Here is an 18,258-nt window from a genome sequence, read left to right as displayed (position 1 = left end):
CCTAGCGTCTGGCCGGTGGTTGTGTGGCGACGCTTATTTTAGCAACGGGACGATTTGTGCCAGCATGGCGCTGGCCGGGTCTAAGCCCAGGCAATCGATGACGATACGTTCCGGCATCGAGCGCAGCCAGGTCAGCTGGCGTTTGGCCAGCTGGCGCGTGGCGATGATGCCCGTCTCGCGCAAGGCGGCGCGGTCGATGCGGCCATCGAGGTACTCCCAGGCCTGGCGGTAGCCCACGCAGCGCATGGATGGCAAGCCGGGATGCAGGTCGCCGCGCCGGCGCAACCCTTCCACTTCGTCGAGCAGGGCATCGTTTTTCAGCATGATGTCGAAGCGCGTGGCGATGCGCGCATGCAGCACGGCGCGGTCCGATGGCTCCAACGCAAACGACTGTAATTGAAATGGCAGCACGGTCTTTTCGCGCAGGGCCAGCAGGGCCGACATGGGCTGTCCGGACAGGGCGATGATTTCCAGCGCGCGGCCGATGCGCTGCGCGTCCTGCGGCGCCAGGCGCGCGGCCGTGACGGGGTCTTGCTGCGCCAGACGCGCATGCATGGCGGGCCAGCCGATGGCGGCCGCGTCCTCTTCCAGCTGGGCGCGCAGAACAGGATCGGCACCGGGCAAGTCGTCGAGGCCATCGGCCAGACCCTTGAAGTACAGCATGGTGCCGCCGACCAGCAGTGGCAGCTTGCCGCGCGCCGTGATTTCACTCACCAGACGCAGGGTATCGTTGCGAAACTGCGCCACCGAATAGGCGTCCAGCGGGTCGATGATGTCGATCAAATGATGTGGGACCTGGGCCAGTTCTTCTTTCGACGGCTTGGCCGTGCCGATATCCATGCCCCGGTAGACGAGGGCGGAATCGACGGAAATGATTTCGGACGGGATGGCTTGCGCGATGGCCAGCGCACTGGCCGTTTTGCCGCTGGCCGTGGGGCCCATGATGGCGACGGCCAGGGGGAGGTGTGGGGTGTTTTTCATGGTGCTTTGTGATGTGTTTGCGGTGGGAGCCCCAAGGCAAAGGCTGGGGTCAGTCTCTTCGAGATCGGGATACGTCCCATTGGGCCGCTTCCCCCCGGCGGGTCTGACCCCGGAAGTTTATTGCCCGCGCAGGAATAATTTGTCTAGCGCGTTAATCTCGACCTGCACCCATGTGGGCCGGCCATGGTTGCACTGGTCGGCGCGTTCCGTGCTCTCCATCTGGCGCAAGAGGGCGTTCATTTCCTGTACCGACAAGATCCGGTTGGCGCGCACGGCCGTGTGGCAGGCCAGGGTGCCCAGCAATTCGTTCTGGCGCTCGATCAGCACGCGCGAGCCGCCATATTCGCGCACGTCGCGCAGCACGTCGCGCGCCAGCGTTTGCGCGTCGGCGTTTTTCAGCAGGGTCGGTACGGAACGCACGGCCAGGGTGGTGGGTGACAGGGCGGCGATATCGAAGCCCAGCGCCTTGAGCGTCTCCTGGTTTTCATTCGCCGTCGACACTTCAATGGCATCTGCGTAAAACGTCACGGGGATCAAGAGCGATTGCACCTGCATGTCCTGGCCCGAGACTTGCGCCTGCAGCGCGTTTTTCAGCTGTTCGTACAGAATGCGCTCGTGCGCGGCGTGCATGTCGACCAGCACCAGGCCCTTGGTATTTTGCGCCAGGATGTAGATGCCATGCAGCTGGGCCAGGGCAAAGCCCAGCGGGTATTCTTCGCGCGCCATCGCTTCAGGCGAGGCGATGTAGGGCTCGACCTGCGCGATGGGAGAGCTGGCGGTGCCGCCGCCGAACAGGGTGCCGTAGGCCGCCGTGTCCTGCGCCACGCCTGGCGCATCGGCAAAGAAGGGGCGGGCCGCGCCGGGCGAGGCGGGCGCAAAGGTGTTCGTGAATTGCGTGCCGAACGAGGTCTGTGTCTGCTCGCGACGCCAGATGCCGGGGCCACCCGCACCCGCGCCGTTGTCTCCACCGCTCAGGCTGGAGGCGGCCGGCAGCGGCGCCGGCACGCTGCCGAAGGCTGTCGCCGAGGTCTGCGCCAGCGCGCGTTGCACCGCATGGAAGACAAACTGGTGCACGGAGCGGCTGTCGCGGAAGCGCACTTCGATCTTCGACGGGTGCACGTTGACGTCGACCAGGGCCGGATCGAGGTCGAGCGCCAGCACGTACGAGGGAAAACGGTCGCCATGCAGCACGTCCTGGTAGGCCATGCGCACGGCATGCACCAGCAGCTTGTCGCGCACGAAGCGGCCATTGACATAAAAGAACTGGCCGTCGGCGCGCGCCTTGGACGCCGTCGGCAATCCGGCAAAGCCATGAATGCGCAGGGTGCCGGCCGATTCGTCCAGCGCCAGGCGCGCCTCGGCAAAATCATTGCCGAGGATGTGGGCGCTGCGCTTGGCCAGTTCGCTGATATTCCACTGGTCGATGGTGCGCCCGTTGTGCGACAGCGAGAACGCCACGTCGGGCCGCGCCAGGGCGATGCGGCGCACCACTTCGGCGCAGTGGCCGTACTCCGTCTGTTCCGATTTGAGGAATTTGCGCCGCGCGGGCGTGTTGAAATACAGGTCTTGCACGTCCACCGTGGTGCCGTGCGCACCGGACGACGGCGAGACGCTGCCATTGTGCGAGCCGATGATTTCCCACGCATGGGCAGCGTCCGCCGTGCGCGAGGTCAGGGTGACGGCGGCCACCGAGGCGATGGATGCCAGCGCCTCGCCGCGAAAGCCCAGGGTGCCCACGTTTTCCAGGTCGTGCAGGGAGGCGATTTTCGAAGTGGCGTGGCGCGCCAGGGCCAGCGGCAGCTGTTCCTTGTCGATGCCGCGGCCATTGTCGGTAATCGCGATGCGTTTCACGCCGCCTTCTTCCAGCCGTACCGTGATCTGCGTGGCACCCGAGTCGAGCGCGTTTTCCAGCAATTCCTTGACGACGGCGGATGGCCGCTCGACCACCTCGCCGGCGGCGATTTGCGAAATCAACTGGTCAGGCAAGGCCTGGATCGGGCGGTGGGGCGTGATGGGAGCGTTCATGCTGCGATTATACCGGCGTCAGACCCGTCGGGGGGATACGCCCCAATGGGACGTATCCCGATCTCGAAGAGACTGACCCCAGCCCTTGTTCTTGGGCTCAAGGTTGGCCTACTTCGCCACTTCCCGCACCGGTATCGGCGCATTGCACAGGTCGACGTGGCCGGCCGTGACCTTGCTCCAGGGGCCGCCGCGATGGCGCTGGGCTTCCAGCACGGCCTGGTAGGCGGCGCTGTCGGTGCGCATCACTTCCAGGTTCGCGCGCTGCTCTGGCGGTACGCTGGCGGCCAGGCGGATGGCCTTGATCGTCACGTTTTTCTCGGGGCTGTCATAAAAGCCCATGGGTCCCGCGCCCCGTGGCAGGGTCGACAGCAGCGGCATGCCGGCCACCACGCGTCCGACCACCGTGATGTCGCGGTCCAGGTGGCGCGGCGACTGGCCGATGACGGCGTACAGCTCCGTGCCGCCGCCGCTGTCGCTGGCACTGTCGCGGCCCACACCCACGGTGGCATAGCAATGCGTGAGCCAGGCCGTGCCGGTTTTCGGATCGCGCGCGGACGGGAAGCCGTTCGAATGGCCCACCTGCGGCGCATAGCCATCGACGTCCGGCAGGCGCGTGAAGCTCTTGATGTTTTTCAAGGGCACGGTGAATTCGCCGGGAAGGGTGCGCTGGGCATGCAAAATGGGCTTGGGATTTTTCTCGTTCGGATCGCCCCACTGCGCTACCCAGTTGTCCTGCGCGCGCGTGATGGCCAGGCCGTCGTAATACTGTTCGGCCACCAGGGCCTTGATATTGGCCACGTGCCTGGGAGCGAAGTCGGGCGCCAGCTCGATCACCACGCGGCCGGCGGGAATCTCCAGGTACAGGGTGTTGTCCGGGTCCAGTGGACGCCAGTCGGACGGTTTCGAGGCCTTGATCACGTCGGCGAGCGTCGCCTTGGCGGGCAGTTCGGCGGGCGCCTTGATCTGGACGGGCGCCGCGTGGGCGGACAACTGGGCAAGGCCCAGCACGGCGGCCATGGTCAGGCCGCTCAGTGGATGCAGATACATATTCTCTCCTGGTCGGTGCGGATTGCACCGGTCAGAAAGTGTATACCGGAATGGCAATATTTCGCTCAAAAAACATTGTACGGCCGAACATGGCATGCGCGCAGGAAGACTGGCCTGAGCAAGTTGACGCGGCTATTTCCTTAACCTTTACTTAAATTGCCACTCGCGCAAGGGCGCCACATAATTAATCCTGAAATATCGGCCCGGGGACTGCCGTTGCGCTGGCCGGGTGGTGTATGATTCCGCCGCTACCTTTAGGGAAAAATATATGGATTTTGTGCAATTCCTCGACATGATCGTACATGTCGACAAGACGCTGGGTCTCTTGATCGAGCAGTACGGTACCCTCGTGTATGCAGTGCTGTTTGCCATTATTTTTTGTGAGACAGGCCTCGTGGTGCTGTTCTTCTTCCCTGGGGATACCTTATTGTTTATCGCCGGCGCGTTTTGCGCGACGGGACAGATGCACCTGGGCTTGCTGATTGCCTTGCTGGTGACGGCGGCCGTCACGGGGAACACGCTCAATTACTGGATAGGCGAGGCCATCGGGCAAAGGGTGTTTACCCACGATTACCGCTGGATCAACAAGGATGCCATGCGCCGTACGCATGAGTTCTTTGAAAAGCACGGCGGCAAGACCATCATCCTGGCCCGTTTCGTGCCGGTGGTGCGCACCTTCGCTCCCTTCGTGGCCGGTATTTCCGACATGACGCATGCGCGCTTCCAGATGTATAACGTAACGGGCGCCCTGTTGTGGGTGGTCGGTCTGGTGACGGCAGGCTACTTCTTCGGCAATATCCCGTGGATCCGCGACCACCTGACCTTGATCGTGCTGATCGGTGTCGGCGCCGCCGTCGTGCCGGTGGTACTGGGCGGCATGTGGAAACTCTACAAGCGCATGGTCGGCAAGTCGGCGTAAGGCCGCATGGATCCGGGGCAAGCGCGCTGCGGCACAGCCCGCAGCAGGCCCCGGATCCCGTTTTTCTCTTCGTTGTTTTTGTTTTACTCGCACGCTGATTCAAGTTTTGTTGCTTTCCAGCCGTAAACCAGAAGGTATTCTCACTTTCTGGATTTCCATGCGACATTTGAGCGCCCTGTTAGCTTGCAGCCTTGCCGCGATGGCGTTTACGGCTAGCGCCAAAGATGCCCCCGCTTCGTCGACCGCCGCCGCATCCGCGCCCATATCGGCGTCGGCGCGCGCGGCCGCCATGAAAACCCTGACCGAATCGGTCAAGGGCAAGGAGCTCAAGGGTAAGGAGGTCAAGGCGCCAGTCGTCGTCGCGCCCACGGCGCGCGAGCAGGAAGAAGCGGCCGAAGTCGACCTGTCCGAACGTATCGCGACGCGCCTTGCGGAAATGCGCGCGACCCAGGCGGCCCGCGCCGCCGCCCGCGCCAAGCGCGCCGCCGTGGTGAAAGCGGCGCCACCGCCACCACCTCCCGTGCCGCGCGGCACGCACTGGTCGTACGAGGGCGACAGCGGCCCGGCCAACTGGAGCAAGATCAATGTCGACTGGGCCAAGTGCGGCAATGGCAGCCGCCAGTCGCCGATCGATCTCCGCGATGGCATGAAGGTGGACCTCGAACAGATCAGCTTTGACTACCACCCGTCGTCATTCAATGTGGTCGACAATGGTCACACGGTGCAGGTGGGGGTGAGTGGCGGCAATTACATCACGGTGCAGAACCGCATGTTCGAGCTGCAGCAGTTCCATTTCCACCGCCCGTCCGAAGAGCGCATCAATGGCAAGGCCTTTGAAATGGTGGTGCACCTGGTGCACCGCGACGCGGAAGGCCGGCAAGCCGTGCTGGCGCTGCTGCTGGAGCGCGGCGCGCCGCAAGCGACCATCCAGACGGTGTGGAACAACCTGCCGCTGGAAAAATTCGAGACCATGCAGCCCACCATCCTGCTCGACCCGGCCGAGATGCTGCCGGCGCGGCGCGATTACTACACCTACATGGGATCGATGACGGAGCCGCCTTGCAGCGAAGGCGTGCTGTGGCTGGTGATGAAGCAGCCGGTCCAGGCCTCGCCGGCGCAGATGGCGCTGTTCAGCCGCTTGTACCCCTTGAATGCACGTCCCATCCAACCGGGGAATGGCCGCATCATCAAAGAGTCGAATTAAATAAATGCGAGGCGCTGGCGGCCGGTCCACGCGGCGCCGGCAGCCAGCGTATCGGGCTGGATCAGGGCCGGCTCAATGCAGATAAAGCGCTGGTATTCGTCGTCGGCCAGGTCGGGCAGGGCGGCTGCGTCTTGCGCACCGGGGTTCCACACGACGGCATCCGTAAAGCCCTGCTGCTCCAGGCGCAGGGTGTGGCTGCCAGACTGCAGGCTCAAGGCGCCCGGTAGCTGGTAGTAGATGCGGTCCAACTTGTCTGCAAACTGCAGCAGCTCTTCCGCCTGCAAGGCATCCTGCGGCGTCTCGTCCGAATAGCGCACGCGCTGCAAGCCGCCAACGCGCGCCTCGCTCAATTGATCAATCGCAAAATAGCTGTGCAGGGCGGCCGAAAACGGGAACGCCTGCTCGCCCGTGTTGTGCACGGACAGACTCAGCTCCAGCGATTGGCCTTGCACTGCCACGCGCAGGCGCAGGGTGAAGGCGCAGGGCCAGGTGGCGCTGATCGCCGCCGGCAGATCCGTGTGCTGCAAGGTAAATTCCGCATGGGCGGCGCCATCGGCTTCGCCGGTCGATTCCAGCTGCCAGGTCGCCACGCGCGCAAAGCCGTGGCGCATGCCCGTGCCGCGCGCGCCGAACTGGGGAAAGATCACGGGTACGCCGCCACGGATGGCGCGGCTGCCATCGAGGCTGGATGCACGGCTGCAGAACAGGCGCTCCTGGCCATCGCTGGTCTGCCACGCGACCAGGTGGCCGCCGTACAGGGTGACGGTGGCCTGCGCGCCATCGGCGGCGCGGATGGTCACGGCCGGCAACTGGCCAAAAAAGCTCTTGCTCATGCGGGTGTCCATGTCAGGTCAAACGGCTTTTCGCCAGCGGCGGATTCTTGGCAAAGTAATTCTTGATGCCCGTGACGATGGCGTCGGCCATCTGGTCCTGGTAGCCGTTGTCGGTCAGCTTGGCTTCTTCCTCCGGATTCGAGATGAAAGCCGTCTCGATCAGGATGGAGGGGATGTCGGGTGCTTTGAGTACGGCGAAGCCGGCCTGCTCGACGGAGCCCTTGTGCAGGCGGTTGATGCCGCCGATTTCGCGCAGCACGGCCTTGCCCAGCTTCATGCTGTCATTGATCTGCGCCGTCGTCGACAGGTCGAGCAGCACGCTGGCCAGCTGCTTGTCGTGGTTCTTCACGTTCACGCCGCCGATCAGGTCGGCCTGGTTTTCCTTGTTGGCCAGCCAGCGCGCGGCCGTCGAGGTGGCGCCTTTCTCGGACAGTACGAAGACGGACGAGCCGCGCGCCGTCGGCTGGATGAACGCATCGGCGTGGATGGAGACGAACAGGTCGGCCTGCACCTTGCGCGCTTTTTCCACGCGCATGCCCAGCGGGACGAAGAAATCGGCGTCGCGCGTGAGCATGACGCGCATGTTCGGTTGCAGTTCCAGCTTGGTTTTCAGGCGCTTGGCGATGGCCAGCACCACGTCTTTTTCACGGCTGCCCCGGCTGCCCATGGCGCCAGGGTCTTCGCCGCCGTGGCCGGGGTCGAGCGCGATGGTAATCATGCGCACCACTTTCTGGCCTGGCAGGGGGCGTGCTTCAGGGCGCTGTTCCGGGCGGATATCGGGCACGGGCGGCACGATGGTCGCCACCGGCGGCACGACGGCCACGGGCGGCTTGCCGCTGTCGGGCAGGGGCAGCGCGGGGGGCGGCGTATGCGTGCCGGCCATCGGTGGCTTGGCCGGGTCGCTCGACCAGTCGCCCTTTTCGATCATCTGCGCGATCAGGTCCGGCTCGCGCACGGGATACAGGTCGAAGATCAGGCGGTGGTTGTAAGAGCCGGCCGGCGGCAGGGTAAACAGCTGCGGCGTGACTTCTTCCTTCAGGTCGAACACCAGGCGCACCACGTTGGGCCGGTTCTGGCCCACGCGCACCTGCTTGATGTACGGATCGTTCGACTGGATCTTCGCCACCAGGCCCTTCAAGGTGGGATTGAGCTCCAGTCCTTCGATGTCGACCACCAGCCGTTCCGGGTCCTTGACGATGAAGTGGGTCGCCTTCAGGATGCTGTCGTTTTCCAGGGTGACGCGCGTGTAGTCCTCGGCCGGCCAGACGCGCACGGCGAGAATTTGCGCCGCCATCGCCGACATGGGCGCGAACACGGACAACAGCAGGGTGCCGCCGGCCTTGAGTACCGTGCGCCGGGTGATGGGCGAGGAGATCAAAGGTTCGGGGCGAATTTGAGACGGTGAAGGCATGACAGACCCAATTCAGAAGACGCTTGCAATTCTACATCACGTCCTGACCCCGCAACGTTCAAATAAATATTCAGGTCGGCCGGCGGCAGCACCGGTTCGGCTTTCTCCGGCCATTCGACGATGCAGATATTGCGGCCGTCGAAGTCTTCGCGAAAACCGGCATCGAGAAACTCCTCGGCGCTGCCCATGCGGTAAAGGTCGAAGTGGATGACGTTGACGCTCTGGCCATCGAGCTGCACCGTGTACGGTTCGGACAGCGTATAGGTGGGGCTTTTGACGTGGCCCGCATGGCCGGCCGCGTGCAGTAGCGCGCGTGTGAGGGCGGTCTTGCCGGCACCCAGGTCGCCGTGCAGGTAGATCGCCAGGCCCGGTGCCAGCGCGCGCGCCAGTGCGGCGCCCAGCGCGGCGGTGCCGGCTTCGTCGTGGAGGTGGGCTGTGAAGTGTTCGGTCATTATCTTCTGTATCGCATAAAATGGAGGCTGCTGTCATTGTAACCGCCCGCGCGCCTGCCGTTTTCCGTAAAGTCCCCTATGTCTGCCACCGTCACCGATCTCGCCGTCCTGGCGCGCACCATTAAAGAATGGGGGCGCGAGCTGGGTTTTGCCGAGGTGCGCATTGCCGACGTGGACCTGTCGCACATGGAAGCGCCCTTGCAAGCCTGGCTCGATGCAGGGTACCACGGCGAAATGGACTACATGGCGAGCCATGGCATGAAGCGTGCGCGCCCGGCCGAACTGGTGCCGGGCACGGTGCGCGCCATCAGTGCGCGCATGAATTATCTGCCGCCGGCGCTGGGCCCGGACTGGCGCGCGCACGAGGCGGCGCGTGACGCCGATCCTGCGGCGGCCGTGATCTCCGTGTATGCGCGGGGCCGCGACTATCACAAGGTAATGCGTTCACGCCTGCAGCAGCTGGCCGAGCGCATCAAGGGAGAGATCGGCGACTTCGGCTACCGCGTCTTCAGCGACTCGGCGCCCGTGATGGAAGTCGAGCTGGCGCAAAAGGGAGGGCTGGGCTGGCGCGGCAAGCACACCTTGCTGATCAATCGCCAGGGCGGTTCCTTCTTCTTCCTCGGCGAAATCCTGGTCGACGTGCCGTTGCCGGTGGACCCGCCGGAGACGCCGCGCTGCGGCCAGTGCTCGGCGTGCATCACGGTATGCCCGACGCAAGCCATCCTGGGGCCGTACCAGCTCGACGCGCGCCGTTGCATCTCCTACCTGACCATCGAATTGAAGGGCGCCATTCCCGTCGAGATGCGCCCCCTGATCGGCAACAAGGTGTATGGCTGCGACGATTGCCAGACGGTCTGCCCGTGGAACAAGTTCGCCCAGCGCGCCGTGGTGCCCGATTTCGACGAGCGCCACAGCCTGGGCAGCGCCGGCATGGTGGAATTGTTCGCCTGGACGGAAGAGGAATTCAACCGCCGCATGGAAGGCAGCGCCATCCGCCGCATCGGCCATGAGCGCTGGCTGCGCAACCTGGCCGTCGGCATGGGCAATGCGGCCGCCAAGGCCCGTGGCCAGGACGACATCGTCGCGGCCCTGCTGTCGCGCCGCGACCACCCGTCGGCCATCGTGCGCGAGCACGTCGAGTGGGCGCTGACACTGCACGGTATCGTTTGATTTTCGTTTAAACCTGCTTCAGGCGCAGCGCCGACCACTCACTATCGATGGCGATCATCGCCACGCTGTCGAGCCCCACGGTTTGCGCAAAGTGGCGGATATCGTCGCGGTGGATGTCGCTGCCCGCCTTCGCGCCGCCCTTGCGGTACGCCACCCAGACCGCGCCGCCAGGCGCCAGGCGCGCCTGCGCCACCGGCAGGTACCGGTCCAGTTCCGCGCGGCTGCGCGCAAACAGCACGATCCAGTCGGCGCTTTCTGCTTCCCGTACCAGTCGCTCCGGCGGCAACTGCGCCAGCAGGGCATCGTGCTCGCCGCCGTCATTCAGCACGGCCAGCGCCTGCGCATTTTTCACGAGCATTTTTTCCGCGACGGATTTGTCGGGCATGGCTGGCCTCCTGAGGATGAAAAGTCCAGCATAACAAATTCTTCCTTGACTTATCGATATATCGTTATAAAATAGAGATACCTACTAACGATATATCTTTAAAGAGAAAACATGAGAAACTCACACCACGCAGAACACGGTCATTGCGGCCAACATCACCACCACCATCACGGCGAGCATCGCCACGAACACAACCCTGATCACTTCATGCACGGCCGCGGTCCGCGCGGCTTCGACGAGCGCGGCGACGGCATGGGCCATGGCGGTCCCGGTGGCCGCGGCGGTCGCGGCGAACGGGCCGAGCGCGTCTTCGGCCGTGGCGACCTGCCGCTGATCGTGCTGGCGCTGATCGAAATCAGCCCGCGCCACGGCTATGAAATCATCAAGGCCATCGAAGAGCGTTGCGGCGGCGCGTATGCCCCCAGCCCGGGTGCCGTGTATCCGACATTGACCCTGCTGGAAGAGCAGGATCACGTCACGTCGGGCGAAAGCGCCAGCGGCAAGAAGCTTTACACGATCACGGACCTGGGGCGCGCGTATCTCGACGAGAACCGCGCCCAGGTGGACGGCATCCTGGCCCGCCTCGACATGTTCGCCCGCGTCCAGGCGCGCAAGGCTTTGCCCGAGCGCGTGCACCAGGCCATGCACACCCTCAAGCATGCGCTGCTGCTGAACAAGACCAACTGGAGTGAAGCGGAAGCCGAGCGCGTGTCCGCCGTGCTCGAACAGGCGGCGAACGCCATCGTCGACGGCCACTGAGCCTACTTTACAAGGATAAGCGATGACTACTGCATCACCAGCAGCACCACGCCCGCATGCCATCGAGCGCGTGCGCCACGACTTGAAACTGCGCGCGCTGACCGTCGTGCGCACCGAGCAGCTGACGCCGCACATGCGCCGCATCACGCTGGCCGGCGACGACCTGGAAGGCTTTGTCTCGCCGGCGCACGACGATCACGTCAAACTGTTCTTCCCCGCCCCGGGCGAGACTACCCCCGTGCTTCCTGTTCTGGGCAACGGCGCTAACCCGATCCAGTACGCGCAAGGGACGCGTCCCATCGCCCGCAACTACACGCCGCGCCACTACGACGCAGAACGGCGCGAGCTGGAAATCGACTTTGTGCTGCATGGCGACGGGCCTGCATCACTGTGGGCGGCGCAAGCCGTGCCCGGCCAGACCCTGGGCGTGGGCGGTCCGCGCGGCTCGATGCTGGTGCCGCTCGATTTCGACTGGTATGTGCTGGTGGGCGACCAGACGGCCCTGCCGGCCATCGCCCGCCGCCTGGAGCAGCTGCCGGCCACGGCGCGGGCGATTGCCGTGATCGAGATCGTAGAAGACGGCGAACAGATCGCGTTGAACAGCGCGGCGCAGCTGGACTTGCGCTGGGTGGCGCGCAATGGCCGCAAGGGGCCGCTGCTACTGGAAGCGTTGGCGCAAGTCGCCTGGCCGCAGGATGGCGACGGCTATGTGTGGGTCGCGTGCGAGCATGCACAGGTGCAGGGTTTGCGCGGGCACTTTATCGACGCCGGCGTGCCGAAGCAGCATCTGCATGTGGCAAGTTACTGGAAGCATGGAGTGGAAGAGCACCATGAGCACCATGACGACTGATTAAAGCCGGGGTCAGCCCCCTCATGCGTCGACGTATGATATTACGTCAACGCGTTTGAGGGTCTGACCCCAGATTTCAACTTACTTCAACAACCCCGCCAGCTCCACCGCCGTCTTGACCTGCATCTTGTCGAAGATATGTGCGCGGTGCACTTCCACGGTGCGCATGCTGATGCCCAGTTTGTCGGCCACCACCTTGTTCATCTTGCCCGCCAAAATCAGGTCCAGCACTTCGCGTTCGCGCGTCGACAGGGTGGCCAGGCGCGCATGCACGGCGGCCAGCTCGCCCGCCTGGCGCGAGTTGGCCAGACCCTGCTGCACGCGGTCCATCAGGTCGTTGTCGTTGAACGGCTTTTCAAAGAAATCGAAGGCGCCCCGTTTCAGGCTGTCGACGGCCATCGGCACGTCGCCGTGGCCGGTGAGGAAAATCACGGGCAGGCGCGCCGTCAGGTCGCGCTTGACCAGCTGGTCGAACAGGGCGATGCCGTTCATGTCGGGCATGCGCACGTCAAGCAGCACGCAGTCGCCGGCGGCGTCGAAGCTGCCGTCGAGGCTATCGAGGAATTGCTGGGCGCTGGCGTAGATGCGTGCGTCGATGCTGCGCGAGGCGGCCAGCCAGGACAGCGAGTCGCGTACGACCTCTTCGTCGTCAATGATGTGTAGCATGGTGTCTCCGGCTTGTCGTTGTTGTCGCTTAGTGCGGCGCGCGCGGCGCAGCCGGCACGCTGAATGTAAAGATAGTACCGCCAGCGGGGTTGGCGCTGAAGGTCAGCGCGCCGCCGTGAAATTCGATGGCGGTGCGGCAGATGTTCAGGCCCATGCCCATGCCTTCGGACTTGGTCGAGAAAAACGGCGAGAACAGTCGCTCGGCCACGTCTTGCGCAATGCCGTGGCCATGGTCGATCACGTCCACCGTCACCATGCCTTGCTGCGCATCGTGGCTGGCCCGCAGGCGCATGATACGCCGTCCGGGCGCCGCATCCTGCATGGCCTCGATGGCGTTGCGCGTCAGGTTCAGCAGTACTTGCTCGATCATCACGGGATCGGCGCGCAGCAGCGGCAGGTCGGCAGGGATTTCTTCCTGGATGGTGACATAGTATTTGCGTGCCTGCAGGTCGATCAGCGCACGGATGCCGTCGATCAGCGTGCGGATGGCGATATCCTGGCGCTGCGGTTCGCTCTTGCGCACGAAATCATGCACGCTGCGGATGATCTGGCCGGCCCGCTGCGCTTGTGCGCCGGCCTGCTCCAGCGCCGGCTTCAGCGTGTTCGGATCGACGGGCGCGCCATGCTCGATCGCGCGGCGGATCAGGTTCAGCGCGCCCGTGGTGTAGCTGGAGATGGCCGCCAGCGGCTGGTTCAGTTCATGCGCCAGCATCGATGCCAGCTCGCCCATGGTGGCCAGGCGCGAACTCGTTTGCAGCTTTTCCTGCTGCTGGCGATTCAGTTCTTCGACCCGCTTGCGGTCCGAGATGTCGAGCACGGAGCCCATCCAGCCTGTCTGCTGGCCGTTCTTGTCCACCAGCGGCGCTTCGAAGATCAGCACCGGCACGCGCGTGCCGTCGGGGCGCTGGAAATAGGTTTCAAACTGCGGCGTGGGATTGCCGGCCAGCGCCTTGACGAAGCGCTGCTGGTATTCCTCCAGTGCTTCCGGCACCCAGTAGGGCATGGGCGGCAGGCGTCCCAGGATTTCCTCGGCAGGATAACCGACGATCTGGCAGAACGCGGGATTCACATACGTGACGCGGCCTTCCAGGTCGCGCGCGCGCATGCCTGTCACCAGCGAGTTTTCCATCGCCGTGCGAAACAGCATCTGCTGGCGCAGCGCCCCTTCGGCCACCAGGCGGCGCGAAATGTGCCGCCACAGTGCCAGCAAGCTCCACAGCAAACCCAGCGACAGGGCGATGACGGAGCCGACCAGCAAATTGGGCAGCAGCTTGGGCTGGCTTTTCACGCTGTCGGTAAACAGTATGATGGTGGCGCCGGGCACGTCGAGCGCGCGCTTGTGCGTGTACACGCCGTGGCCGGGACCGGCGGCGGCGCGCCGCGCCAGCACCTTGTCGTCGCGGTCGATCAGCGAAATCTGGTTATCCTGGGCGAACCACCACGGCACCATTTCATCGAGCAGGCTGCTGATCTGGTAGGTTGCCACCAGGCTGCCCACGTAGCGCTGGCCATCGAACAAGGGCTGGTGGTAATCCATCAGCATGGCGCCCGGCGGCGCGTCGGGAAAGCCCGTCTGCTGCGAAGGTTGGGCGTACTGGCCCCGGTGCAGTCGGCGCGCATTGTCGGCCGCCGTCAGCGAGGCCGGCGAAAACGACAGGGCATGCGGCAGGCTGTTGTCGCTGCTGGCCAGCACCTTGCCGCTGGTGTCGAGCCACAGCACGCGCTGCAATTCGCGGCCATTGCGCAACATCTGCTGCAGCCGTTCATGTACTTTTTCCGCCGACAGGGAGCTGCTGGCGATGTCCACGCCCAGGTTGAACAAGCTTTCCTCGTTGCGCGCCAGCTGGAAGCGGATGGTTTGCTCGACCCACAGGGTGTCGGCGATCAGCTGCTCCTGGCGCTCGTTGCTCTCCATCTGGCGCGCCTGCCAGGGCAGCCAGAACAGGATGGAGAGGAACAGCAGCAGCAGGATGACGGGCAGCAGCCAGCGCATCGGGCTCGATAGCTTGAAGCGGCGCGCAAGGGTTGGGGGAGTCGGCATGGCTGGCAGGGTAGCGGCTTATCGGGGGCCGGCTATTGTGGTTAACCACAATAGCCGGGGCGGTTTCTTTGGCACAATATTCAAGTAGACAAATAATAAAGTTTTTTAAAAAAACCACTCAGGAGACAAAAATGCAACTGCCGCAAATGAAAACCCTGTTCGTCGCGCTGTGCGCAGCCATCGGCGCCACCGCCGGCGTCCACGCTTACGCGCAAGCCCCCATCGTCATCAAGTTCAGCCACGTCGTGGCGACCGACACGCCGAAAGGCCAGGCCGCCGAGCGCTTCAAGCAACTGGCTGAAAAAGCCACGAATGGCAAGGTCAAGGTCGAACTGTACCCGAACAGCCAGCTGTACAAAGACAAGGAAGAACTCGAAGCCCTGCAGCTGGGCGCCGTGCAGATGCTGGCGCCATCGCTGGCCAAGTTCGGCCCGCTGGGCGTGAAGGAATTCGAAGCGTTCGACTTGCCTTACATCTTCCCCACCAAGACGGCGCTGTACAACGTCACCGAAGGTGAAATCGGCAAGAGCCTGCTGAAGAAGCTGGAGCCCAAGGGTATCACGGGCCTGGCCTACTGGGACAATGGCTTCAAGGTGATGTCGGCCAACAAGCCGCTGCACAATCCGGCCGACTTCAAGGGCCTGAAAATGCGCATTCAGTCGTCCAAGGTACTCGACGCGCAAATGCGCGCGCTGGGCGCCAATCCGCAGGTGCTGGCCTTCTCGGAAGTGTATCAGGCGCTGCAGACGGGCGTGGTCGACGGCACGGAAAATCCGCCATCGAATATGTACACGCAAAAGATGCATGAAGTGCAAAAGCATGTAACTGTGTCGAACCACGGCTACCTGGGCTATGCCGTCATCGTCAACAAGAAATTCTGGGATGGCTTGCCGCCCGATATCCGCACGCAGCTGGAAAAAGCCATGCGCGAGGCCACCACGTTTGAAAAAGCCATCGCCCAGCGCGACAACGACCAGGCCCTCGACGCCATCAAGAAAGCGGGCAAGACGCAGATCTATACCTTGACGGTGCAGGAACAGGCCGAGTGGCGCCGCGCGCTGGCGCCCGTGCAGAAGGCCATGGAAGCGCGCATCGGCAAGGATCTGATCTCGGCCATCAACAAGGAAAGCGCGAAGTAAGCGTTTGCTGCGCCTCTTGGCGCGGCTGGCAGGGCATCCCCTGTCGTTCCGTATCACCGGCACCTGCGCGTCCTGCGCGGGTGCCTGCGTACCCGCATTCTTTGAAAGTCCACCATGAAATTTCTGGATCACCTGGAAGAGTGGCTGATCGCGTCCCTGATGGGCGCAGCCACCTTCATCATTTTCGTCGCGGTCGTGCACCGCTACCTGGCAGGCTTGCCGATTCCCGGCCTGCAAGACTTCCTGATTCAAATCAATACCAGCTGGGCCCAGGAACTGTGCATCTACATGTTCGTCTGGATGGCCAAGTTCGGCGCCGCCTATGGCGTGCGCACGGGCATCCACGTGGGCGTCGATGTGCTGATCAACCGCATGAACCCGCGCTGGCGCGACCGCTTCATCGTCTTTGGCCTGGCCGCCGGCGCCCTGTTTACGGGCATCGTGGGGACCCTGGGCGCCAGCTTCGTATGGTCGATTGGCCACACTGACCAGACCTCGGCCGACATGGAAGTGCCGATGTGGCTGGTCTACCTGGCCGTGCCGCTGGGTTCCTACCTGATGTGCTTCCGCTTCCTGCAAGTGATGGTGCATTTCATCAAGACGGGCGCCTTGCCGAAACACGACCACTCGCACGTCGAGGGGCTGGAAGAGGAATTGACGGCTGAAGAAAAAGGAGCCAAGGCATGAACGCGCTGATCATTTTTGTACTGCTGCTGGCGCTGATGCTGACCGGCATGCCGATTTCCATTTCGCTGGGCCTGACGGTGCTCACGTTCCTGTTTACCATGACCAGCGTGCCCATCGAATCGGTGGCCCTGAAGATTTTCACGGGTATCGAGAAATTCGAGATCATGGCCATCCCGTTCTTCATCCTGGCGGGTAACTTCCTCACGCATGGCGGGGTGGCGCGGCGCATGATCAACTTCGCCAGCTCCATGGTGGGGCACTGGCATGGCGGCCTGGCGCTGGCTGGCGTGATGGCGTGCGCGCTGTTTGCCGCCGTCTCCGGCTCCAGCCCCGCCACCGTGGTGGCGATCGGCTCCATCATCCTGCCGGCCATGGTCAAGCAGGGCTATCCACGGGGCTTCGGCGCCGGTGTCATCACCACCTCGGGCGCCCTGGGCATCTTGATACCGCCATCGATCGTGATGGTGATGTATTCCGTCAGCACCAACACCTCTGTGGGCAAGCTGTTCATGGCGGGCGTGATTCCCGGCATGATGCTGGCCATGCTGCTGGGCCTGACCACGTGGTTTTTGGCGCGCAAGCACAACTATCCGCGCATGAAGAAGGCCAGCTGGGGCGAACGCTTCGTCACCTTCAAGAAGAGCGCCTGGGGCCTGCTGCTGATCGTCATCGTCATGGGCGGCATCTATTCGGGCGCCTTCACGCCGACGGAAGCGGCCGCCATGGCTGCCGTGTATGCCTTCATCATCGCCGTCTTCGTCTACAAGGACTTGAAGATCAAGCAAGTGGGCAAGGTCTTGCTCGATTCGGCCGCCATGTCGGCGATGCTGTTGTACATCATCACGAATGCCGTGCTGTTCTCGTTCCTGATGACCAGCGAAAACATCCCGCAGGCGATGGCCGAATGGATCACGGGCAAGGGCCTGGGCGTGATCAGCTTCCTGCTGGTCGTCAACGTACTGCTGTTATTGGCTGGTAACGTCATGGAACCGTCGTCCATCGTGCTGATCATGGCACCGATTCTGTTCCCCGTCGCCATGAAGCTGGGTATCGATCCTGTGCACTTCGGCATCCTGATCGTGGTCAACATGGAGGTGGGCATGTGCCATCCGCCCGTGGGTTTGAATCTGTATGTGGCTTCCGGCATCACCAAGATGGGCATTTCCGAGCTGACCGTGGCCGTGATGCCATGGCTGCTGACGATGCTCGCCTTCCTGGGCTTGATTACCTACGTACCACAAATCTCGCTGTGGCTGCCAAATTTAATTTACAATTAAAATAGTTGTCCCCGTCATGGTGCAAAAAAAGTCGATCCGGCCGAATAAATGCGCTATGATGGGCAGCCTTAAGGGGAAATACGTAGTTGCATATACGCTCCGGTAGCAAGGCTGAAATACAGAATTGGTAACAAAGTTGGTGGGGGAGTGGTCTATAAAAACGGTATTGATACCGGGGATATATTGAGGAGACACACGTTTCACAGAAGTTGTTGAGTCATAGCTGTCTGCGGCCACAAGCCGGCACCGGCGGACCCAAACGACCGGGAACGTGAAGCAATATTTGAAGCGCACCGACTGGTGCGCTTTTTTTTCGTGCGCGGGAAACGTCCGCCCACCTGCCTGAAGACGGTGCATAATCGCCAGAGCGCACCATCGTGTGCCTGAGGGTTGTATATTTGCCACACTTGAA

Annotated in this window: 17 protein-coding genes; 8 read left to right on the top strand and 9 right to left on the bottom strand. The window is 63.2% G+C overall.

Going from position 1 to position 18,258, the window contains the following annotated elements:
- Positions 1-33: 33 nt before the first annotated feature.
- The 3 genes from miaA to ACQ4WN_RS01185 form a co-directional block, all read right to left on the bottom strand.
- Entirely contained in the window at positions 34-981 is a 948-nt protein-coding gene (gene miaA, locus ACQ4WN_RS01195) for a tRNA (adenosine(37)-N6)-dimethylallyltransferase MiaA (RefSeq protein ID WP_436549902.1), read from the bottom strand.
- A gap of 117 nt (positions 982-1,098) precedes the next feature.
- Complete coding sequence (gene mutL, locus ACQ4WN_RS01190) at positions 1,099-3,006, bottom strand: DNA mismatch repair endonuclease MutL (RefSeq protein ID WP_436549901.1); 1,908 nt, start codon at positions 3,004-3,006, stop codon at positions 1,099-1,101.
- 108 nt (positions 3,007-3,114) lie between these two features.
- Entirely contained in the window at positions 3,115-4,053 is a 939-nt protein-coding gene (locus ACQ4WN_RS01185; protein WP_436549900.1) for a peptidylprolyl isomerase, read from the bottom strand.
- Positions 4,054-4,321: 268 nt separating this feature from the next.
- Between ACQ4WN_RS01185 and ACQ4WN_RS01180 the strand changes: the two genes are divergently transcribed.
- Together ACQ4WN_RS01180 and ACQ4WN_RS01175 are read left to right on the top strand one after the other, a co-directional pair.
- A complete protein-coding gene (locus tag ACQ4WN_RS01180; protein WP_071075583.1) occupies positions 4,322-4,972 on the top strand; it encodes a VTT domain-containing protein in 651 nt (216 codons plus the stop codon).
- 157 nt (positions 4,973-5,129) lie between these two features.
- Positions 5,130-6,176, top strand: a complete 1,047-nt coding sequence (locus tag ACQ4WN_RS01175) for a carbonic anhydrase (protein WP_436549899.1) — start codon at positions 5,130-5,132, stop codon at positions 6,174-6,176.
- On the opposite strand, the gene ACQ4WN_RS01170 is transcribed toward ACQ4WN_RS01175, so the two are convergent.
- From ACQ4WN_RS01170 to tsaE, 3 genes are read right to left on the bottom strand one after another with little or no spacing between them, the layout of a single operon-like run.
- The gene (locus tag ACQ4WN_RS01170; protein ID WP_436549898.1) at positions 6,173-7,009 is read right to left on the bottom strand and encodes a D-hexose-6-phosphate mutarotase; all 837 of its coding nucleotides are present in this window, start codon (positions 7,007-7,009) and stop codon (positions 6,173-6,175) included. The two genes, ACQ4WN_RS01175 and ACQ4WN_RS01170, sit on opposite strands and share 4 nt — an antisense overlap.
- A gap of 13 nt (positions 7,010-7,022) precedes the next feature.
- Positions 7,023-8,420 carry an N-acetylmuramoyl-L-alanine amidase gene (locus tag ACQ4WN_RS01165; RefSeq protein WP_436549897.1) on the bottom strand — a complete coding sequence of 466 codons (1,398 nt, stop codon included), beginning with the start codon at positions 8,418-8,420 and terminating at the stop codon, positions 7,023-7,025.
- Positions 8,384-8,872 carry a tRNA (adenosine(37)-N6)-threonylcarbamoyltransferase complex ATPase subunit type 1 TsaE gene (gene tsaE, locus ACQ4WN_RS01160; RefSeq protein WP_436549896.1) on the bottom strand — a complete coding sequence of 163 codons (489 nt, stop codon included), beginning with the start codon at positions 8,870-8,872 and terminating at the stop codon, positions 8,384-8,386. The genes ACQ4WN_RS01165 and tsaE overlap by 37 nt, the downstream gene beginning before the upstream one ends.
- 78 nt (positions 8,873-8,950) lie before the next feature.
- Here tsaE and queG point away from each other — a divergent pair, with 78 nt between their 5' ends.
- The gene (gene queG / locus ACQ4WN_RS01155) at positions 8,951-10,042 is read left to right on the top strand and encodes a tRNA epoxyqueuosine(34) reductase QueG (protein ID WP_436549895.1); all 1,092 of its coding nucleotides are present in this window, start codon (positions 8,951-8,953) and stop codon (positions 10,040-10,042) included.
- A gap of 7 nt (positions 10,043-10,049) precedes the next feature.
- Here the strand turns inward: queG and ACQ4WN_RS01150 are convergent, their stop codons facing one another.
- On the bottom strand, positions 10,050-10,427 hold the full coding sequence (locus tag ACQ4WN_RS01150) for a DUF3052 family protein (protein WP_436549894.1): 378 nt from the start codon (positions 10,425-10,427) through the stop codon (positions 10,050-10,052).
- A gap of 111 nt (positions 10,428-10,538) precedes the next feature.
- Here ACQ4WN_RS01150 and ACQ4WN_RS01145 point away from each other — a divergent pair, with 111 nt between their 5' ends.
- Both ACQ4WN_RS01145 and ACQ4WN_RS01140 read left to right on the top strand, forming a co-directional pair.
- On the top strand, positions 10,539-11,186 hold the full coding sequence (locus ACQ4WN_RS01145; protein WP_436549893.1) for a PadR family transcriptional regulator: 648 nt from the start codon (positions 10,539-10,541) through the stop codon (positions 11,184-11,186).
- 22 nt (positions 11,187-11,208) lie between these two features.
- A complete protein-coding gene (locus tag ACQ4WN_RS01140) occupies positions 11,209-12,036 on the top strand; it encodes a siderophore-interacting protein (protein WP_436549892.1) in 828 nt (275 codons plus the stop codon).
- Between the two features lie 81 nt (positions 12,037-12,117).
- Here ACQ4WN_RS01140 and ACQ4WN_RS01135 read toward each other — a convergent pair whose 3' ends face one another.
- Together ACQ4WN_RS01135 and ACQ4WN_RS01130 are read right to left on the bottom strand one after the other, a co-directional pair.
- A complete protein-coding gene (locus ACQ4WN_RS01135; protein ID WP_289945880.1) occupies positions 12,118-12,702 on the bottom strand; it encodes a response regulator transcription factor in 585 nt (194 codons plus the stop codon).
- A 28-nt stretch (positions 12,703-12,730) separates the two neighbouring features.
- Entirely contained in the window at positions 12,731-14,743 is a 2,013-nt protein-coding gene (locus ACQ4WN_RS01130; protein ID WP_436549891.1) for a sensor histidine kinase, read from the bottom strand.
- A gap of 146 nt (positions 14,744-14,889) precedes the next feature.
- Between ACQ4WN_RS01130 and ACQ4WN_RS01125 the strand changes: the two genes are divergently transcribed.
- The 3 genes from ACQ4WN_RS01125 to ACQ4WN_RS01115 all read left to right on the top strand — a co-directional run bounded on the left by ACQ4WN_RS01125 (position 14,890) and on the right by ACQ4WN_RS01115 (position 17,846).
- The gene (locus ACQ4WN_RS01125) at positions 14,890-15,882 is read left to right on the top strand and encodes a TRAP transporter substrate-binding protein (RefSeq protein WP_436550087.1); all 993 of its coding nucleotides are present in this window, start codon (positions 14,890-14,892) and stop codon (positions 15,880-15,882) included.
- Between the two features lie 114 nt (positions 15,883-15,996).
- Positions 15,997-16,569 (top strand): TRAP transporter small permease, encoded by a 573-nt coding sequence (locus ACQ4WN_RS01120; RefSeq protein ID WP_436549890.1) that lies wholly within the window; start codon positions 15,997-15,999, stop codon positions 16,567-16,569.
- Complete coding sequence (locus tag ACQ4WN_RS01115; protein ID WP_034746868.1) at positions 16,566-17,846, top strand: TRAP transporter large permease; 1,281 nt, start codon at positions 16,566-16,568, stop codon at positions 17,844-17,846. Before ACQ4WN_RS01120 ends, ACQ4WN_RS01115 begins: the two co-directional genes overlap by 4 nt.
- Positions 17,847-18,258: the final 412 nt, after the last annotated feature.

This window comes from Janthinobacterium pasteuri (assembly GCF_051380775.1).
In the GTDB taxonomy this organism is placed as follows: Bacteria; Pseudomonadota; Gammaproteobacteria; order Burkholderiales; family Burkholderiaceae_D; genus Janthinobacterium.
Note: the sequence above shows the minus strand (reverse complement) of the source record. Positions and strands in the feature narration are given on the sequence as shown.

Coding starts and splice junctions, on each gene's coding strand:
- ACQ4WN_RS01115 (WP_034746868.1), top strand. CDS start 16,566: ATGAACGCGCTGATCATTTTTGTACTGCTGCTGGCGCTGATGCTGACC.
- ACQ4WN_RS01165 (WP_436549897.1), bottom strand. CDS start 8,420: ATGCCTTCACCGTCTCAAATTCGCCCCGAACCTTTGATCTCCTCGCCC.
- ACQ4WN_RS01145 (WP_436549893.1), top strand. CDS start 10,539: ATGAGAAACTCACACCACGCAGAACACGGTCATTGCGGCCAACATCAC.
- ACQ4WN_RS01175 (WP_436549899.1), top strand. CDS start 5,130: ATGCGACATTTGAGCGCCCTGTTAGCTTGCAGCCTTGCCGCGATGGCG.
- ACQ4WN_RS01125 (WP_436550087.1), top strand. CDS start 14,890: ATGAAAACCCTGTTCGTCGCGCTGTGCGCAGCCATCGGCGCCACCGCC.
- ACQ4WN_RS01185 (WP_436549900.1), bottom strand. CDS start 4,053: ATGTATCTGCATCCACTGAGCGGCCTGACCATGGCCGCCGTGCTGGGC.
- ACQ4WN_RS01120 (WP_436549890.1), top strand. CDS start 15,997: ATGAAATTTCTGGATCACCTGGAAGAGTGGCTGATCGCGTCCCTGATG.
- miaA (WP_436549902.1), bottom strand. CDS start 981: ATGAAAAACACCCCACACCTCCCCCTGGCCGTCGCCATCATGGGCCCC.
- queG (WP_436549895.1), top strand. CDS start 8,951: ATGTCTGCCACCGTCACCGATCTCGCCGTCCTGGCGCGCACCATTAAA.
- ACQ4WN_RS01150 (WP_436549894.1), bottom strand. CDS start 10,427: ATGCCCGACAAATCCGTCGCGGAAAAAATGCTCGTGAAAAATGCGCAG.
- ACQ4WN_RS01180 (WP_071075583.1), top strand. CDS start 4,322: ATGGATTTTGTGCAATTCCTCGACATGATCGTACATGTCGACAAGACG.
- tsaE (WP_436549896.1), bottom strand. CDS start 8,872: ATGACCGAACACTTCACAGCCCACCTCCACGACGAAGCCGGCACCGCC.
- mutL (WP_436549901.1), bottom strand. CDS start 3,006: ATGAACGCTCCCATCACGCCCCACCGCCCGATCCAGGCCTTGCCTGAC.
- ACQ4WN_RS01170 (WP_436549898.1), bottom strand. CDS start 7,009: ATGAGCAAGAGCTTTTTTGGCCAGTTGCCGGCCGTGACCATCCGCGCC.
- ACQ4WN_RS01135 (WP_289945880.1), bottom strand. CDS start 12,702: ATGCTACACATCATTGACGACGAAGAGGTCGTACGCGACTCGCTGTCC.
- ACQ4WN_RS01130 (WP_436549891.1), bottom strand. CDS start 14,743: ATGCCGACTCCCCCAACCCTTGCGCGCCGCTTCAAGCTATCGAGCCCG.
- ACQ4WN_RS01140 (WP_436549892.1), top strand. CDS start 11,209: ATGACTACTGCATCACCAGCAGCACCACGCCCGCATGCCATCGAGCGC.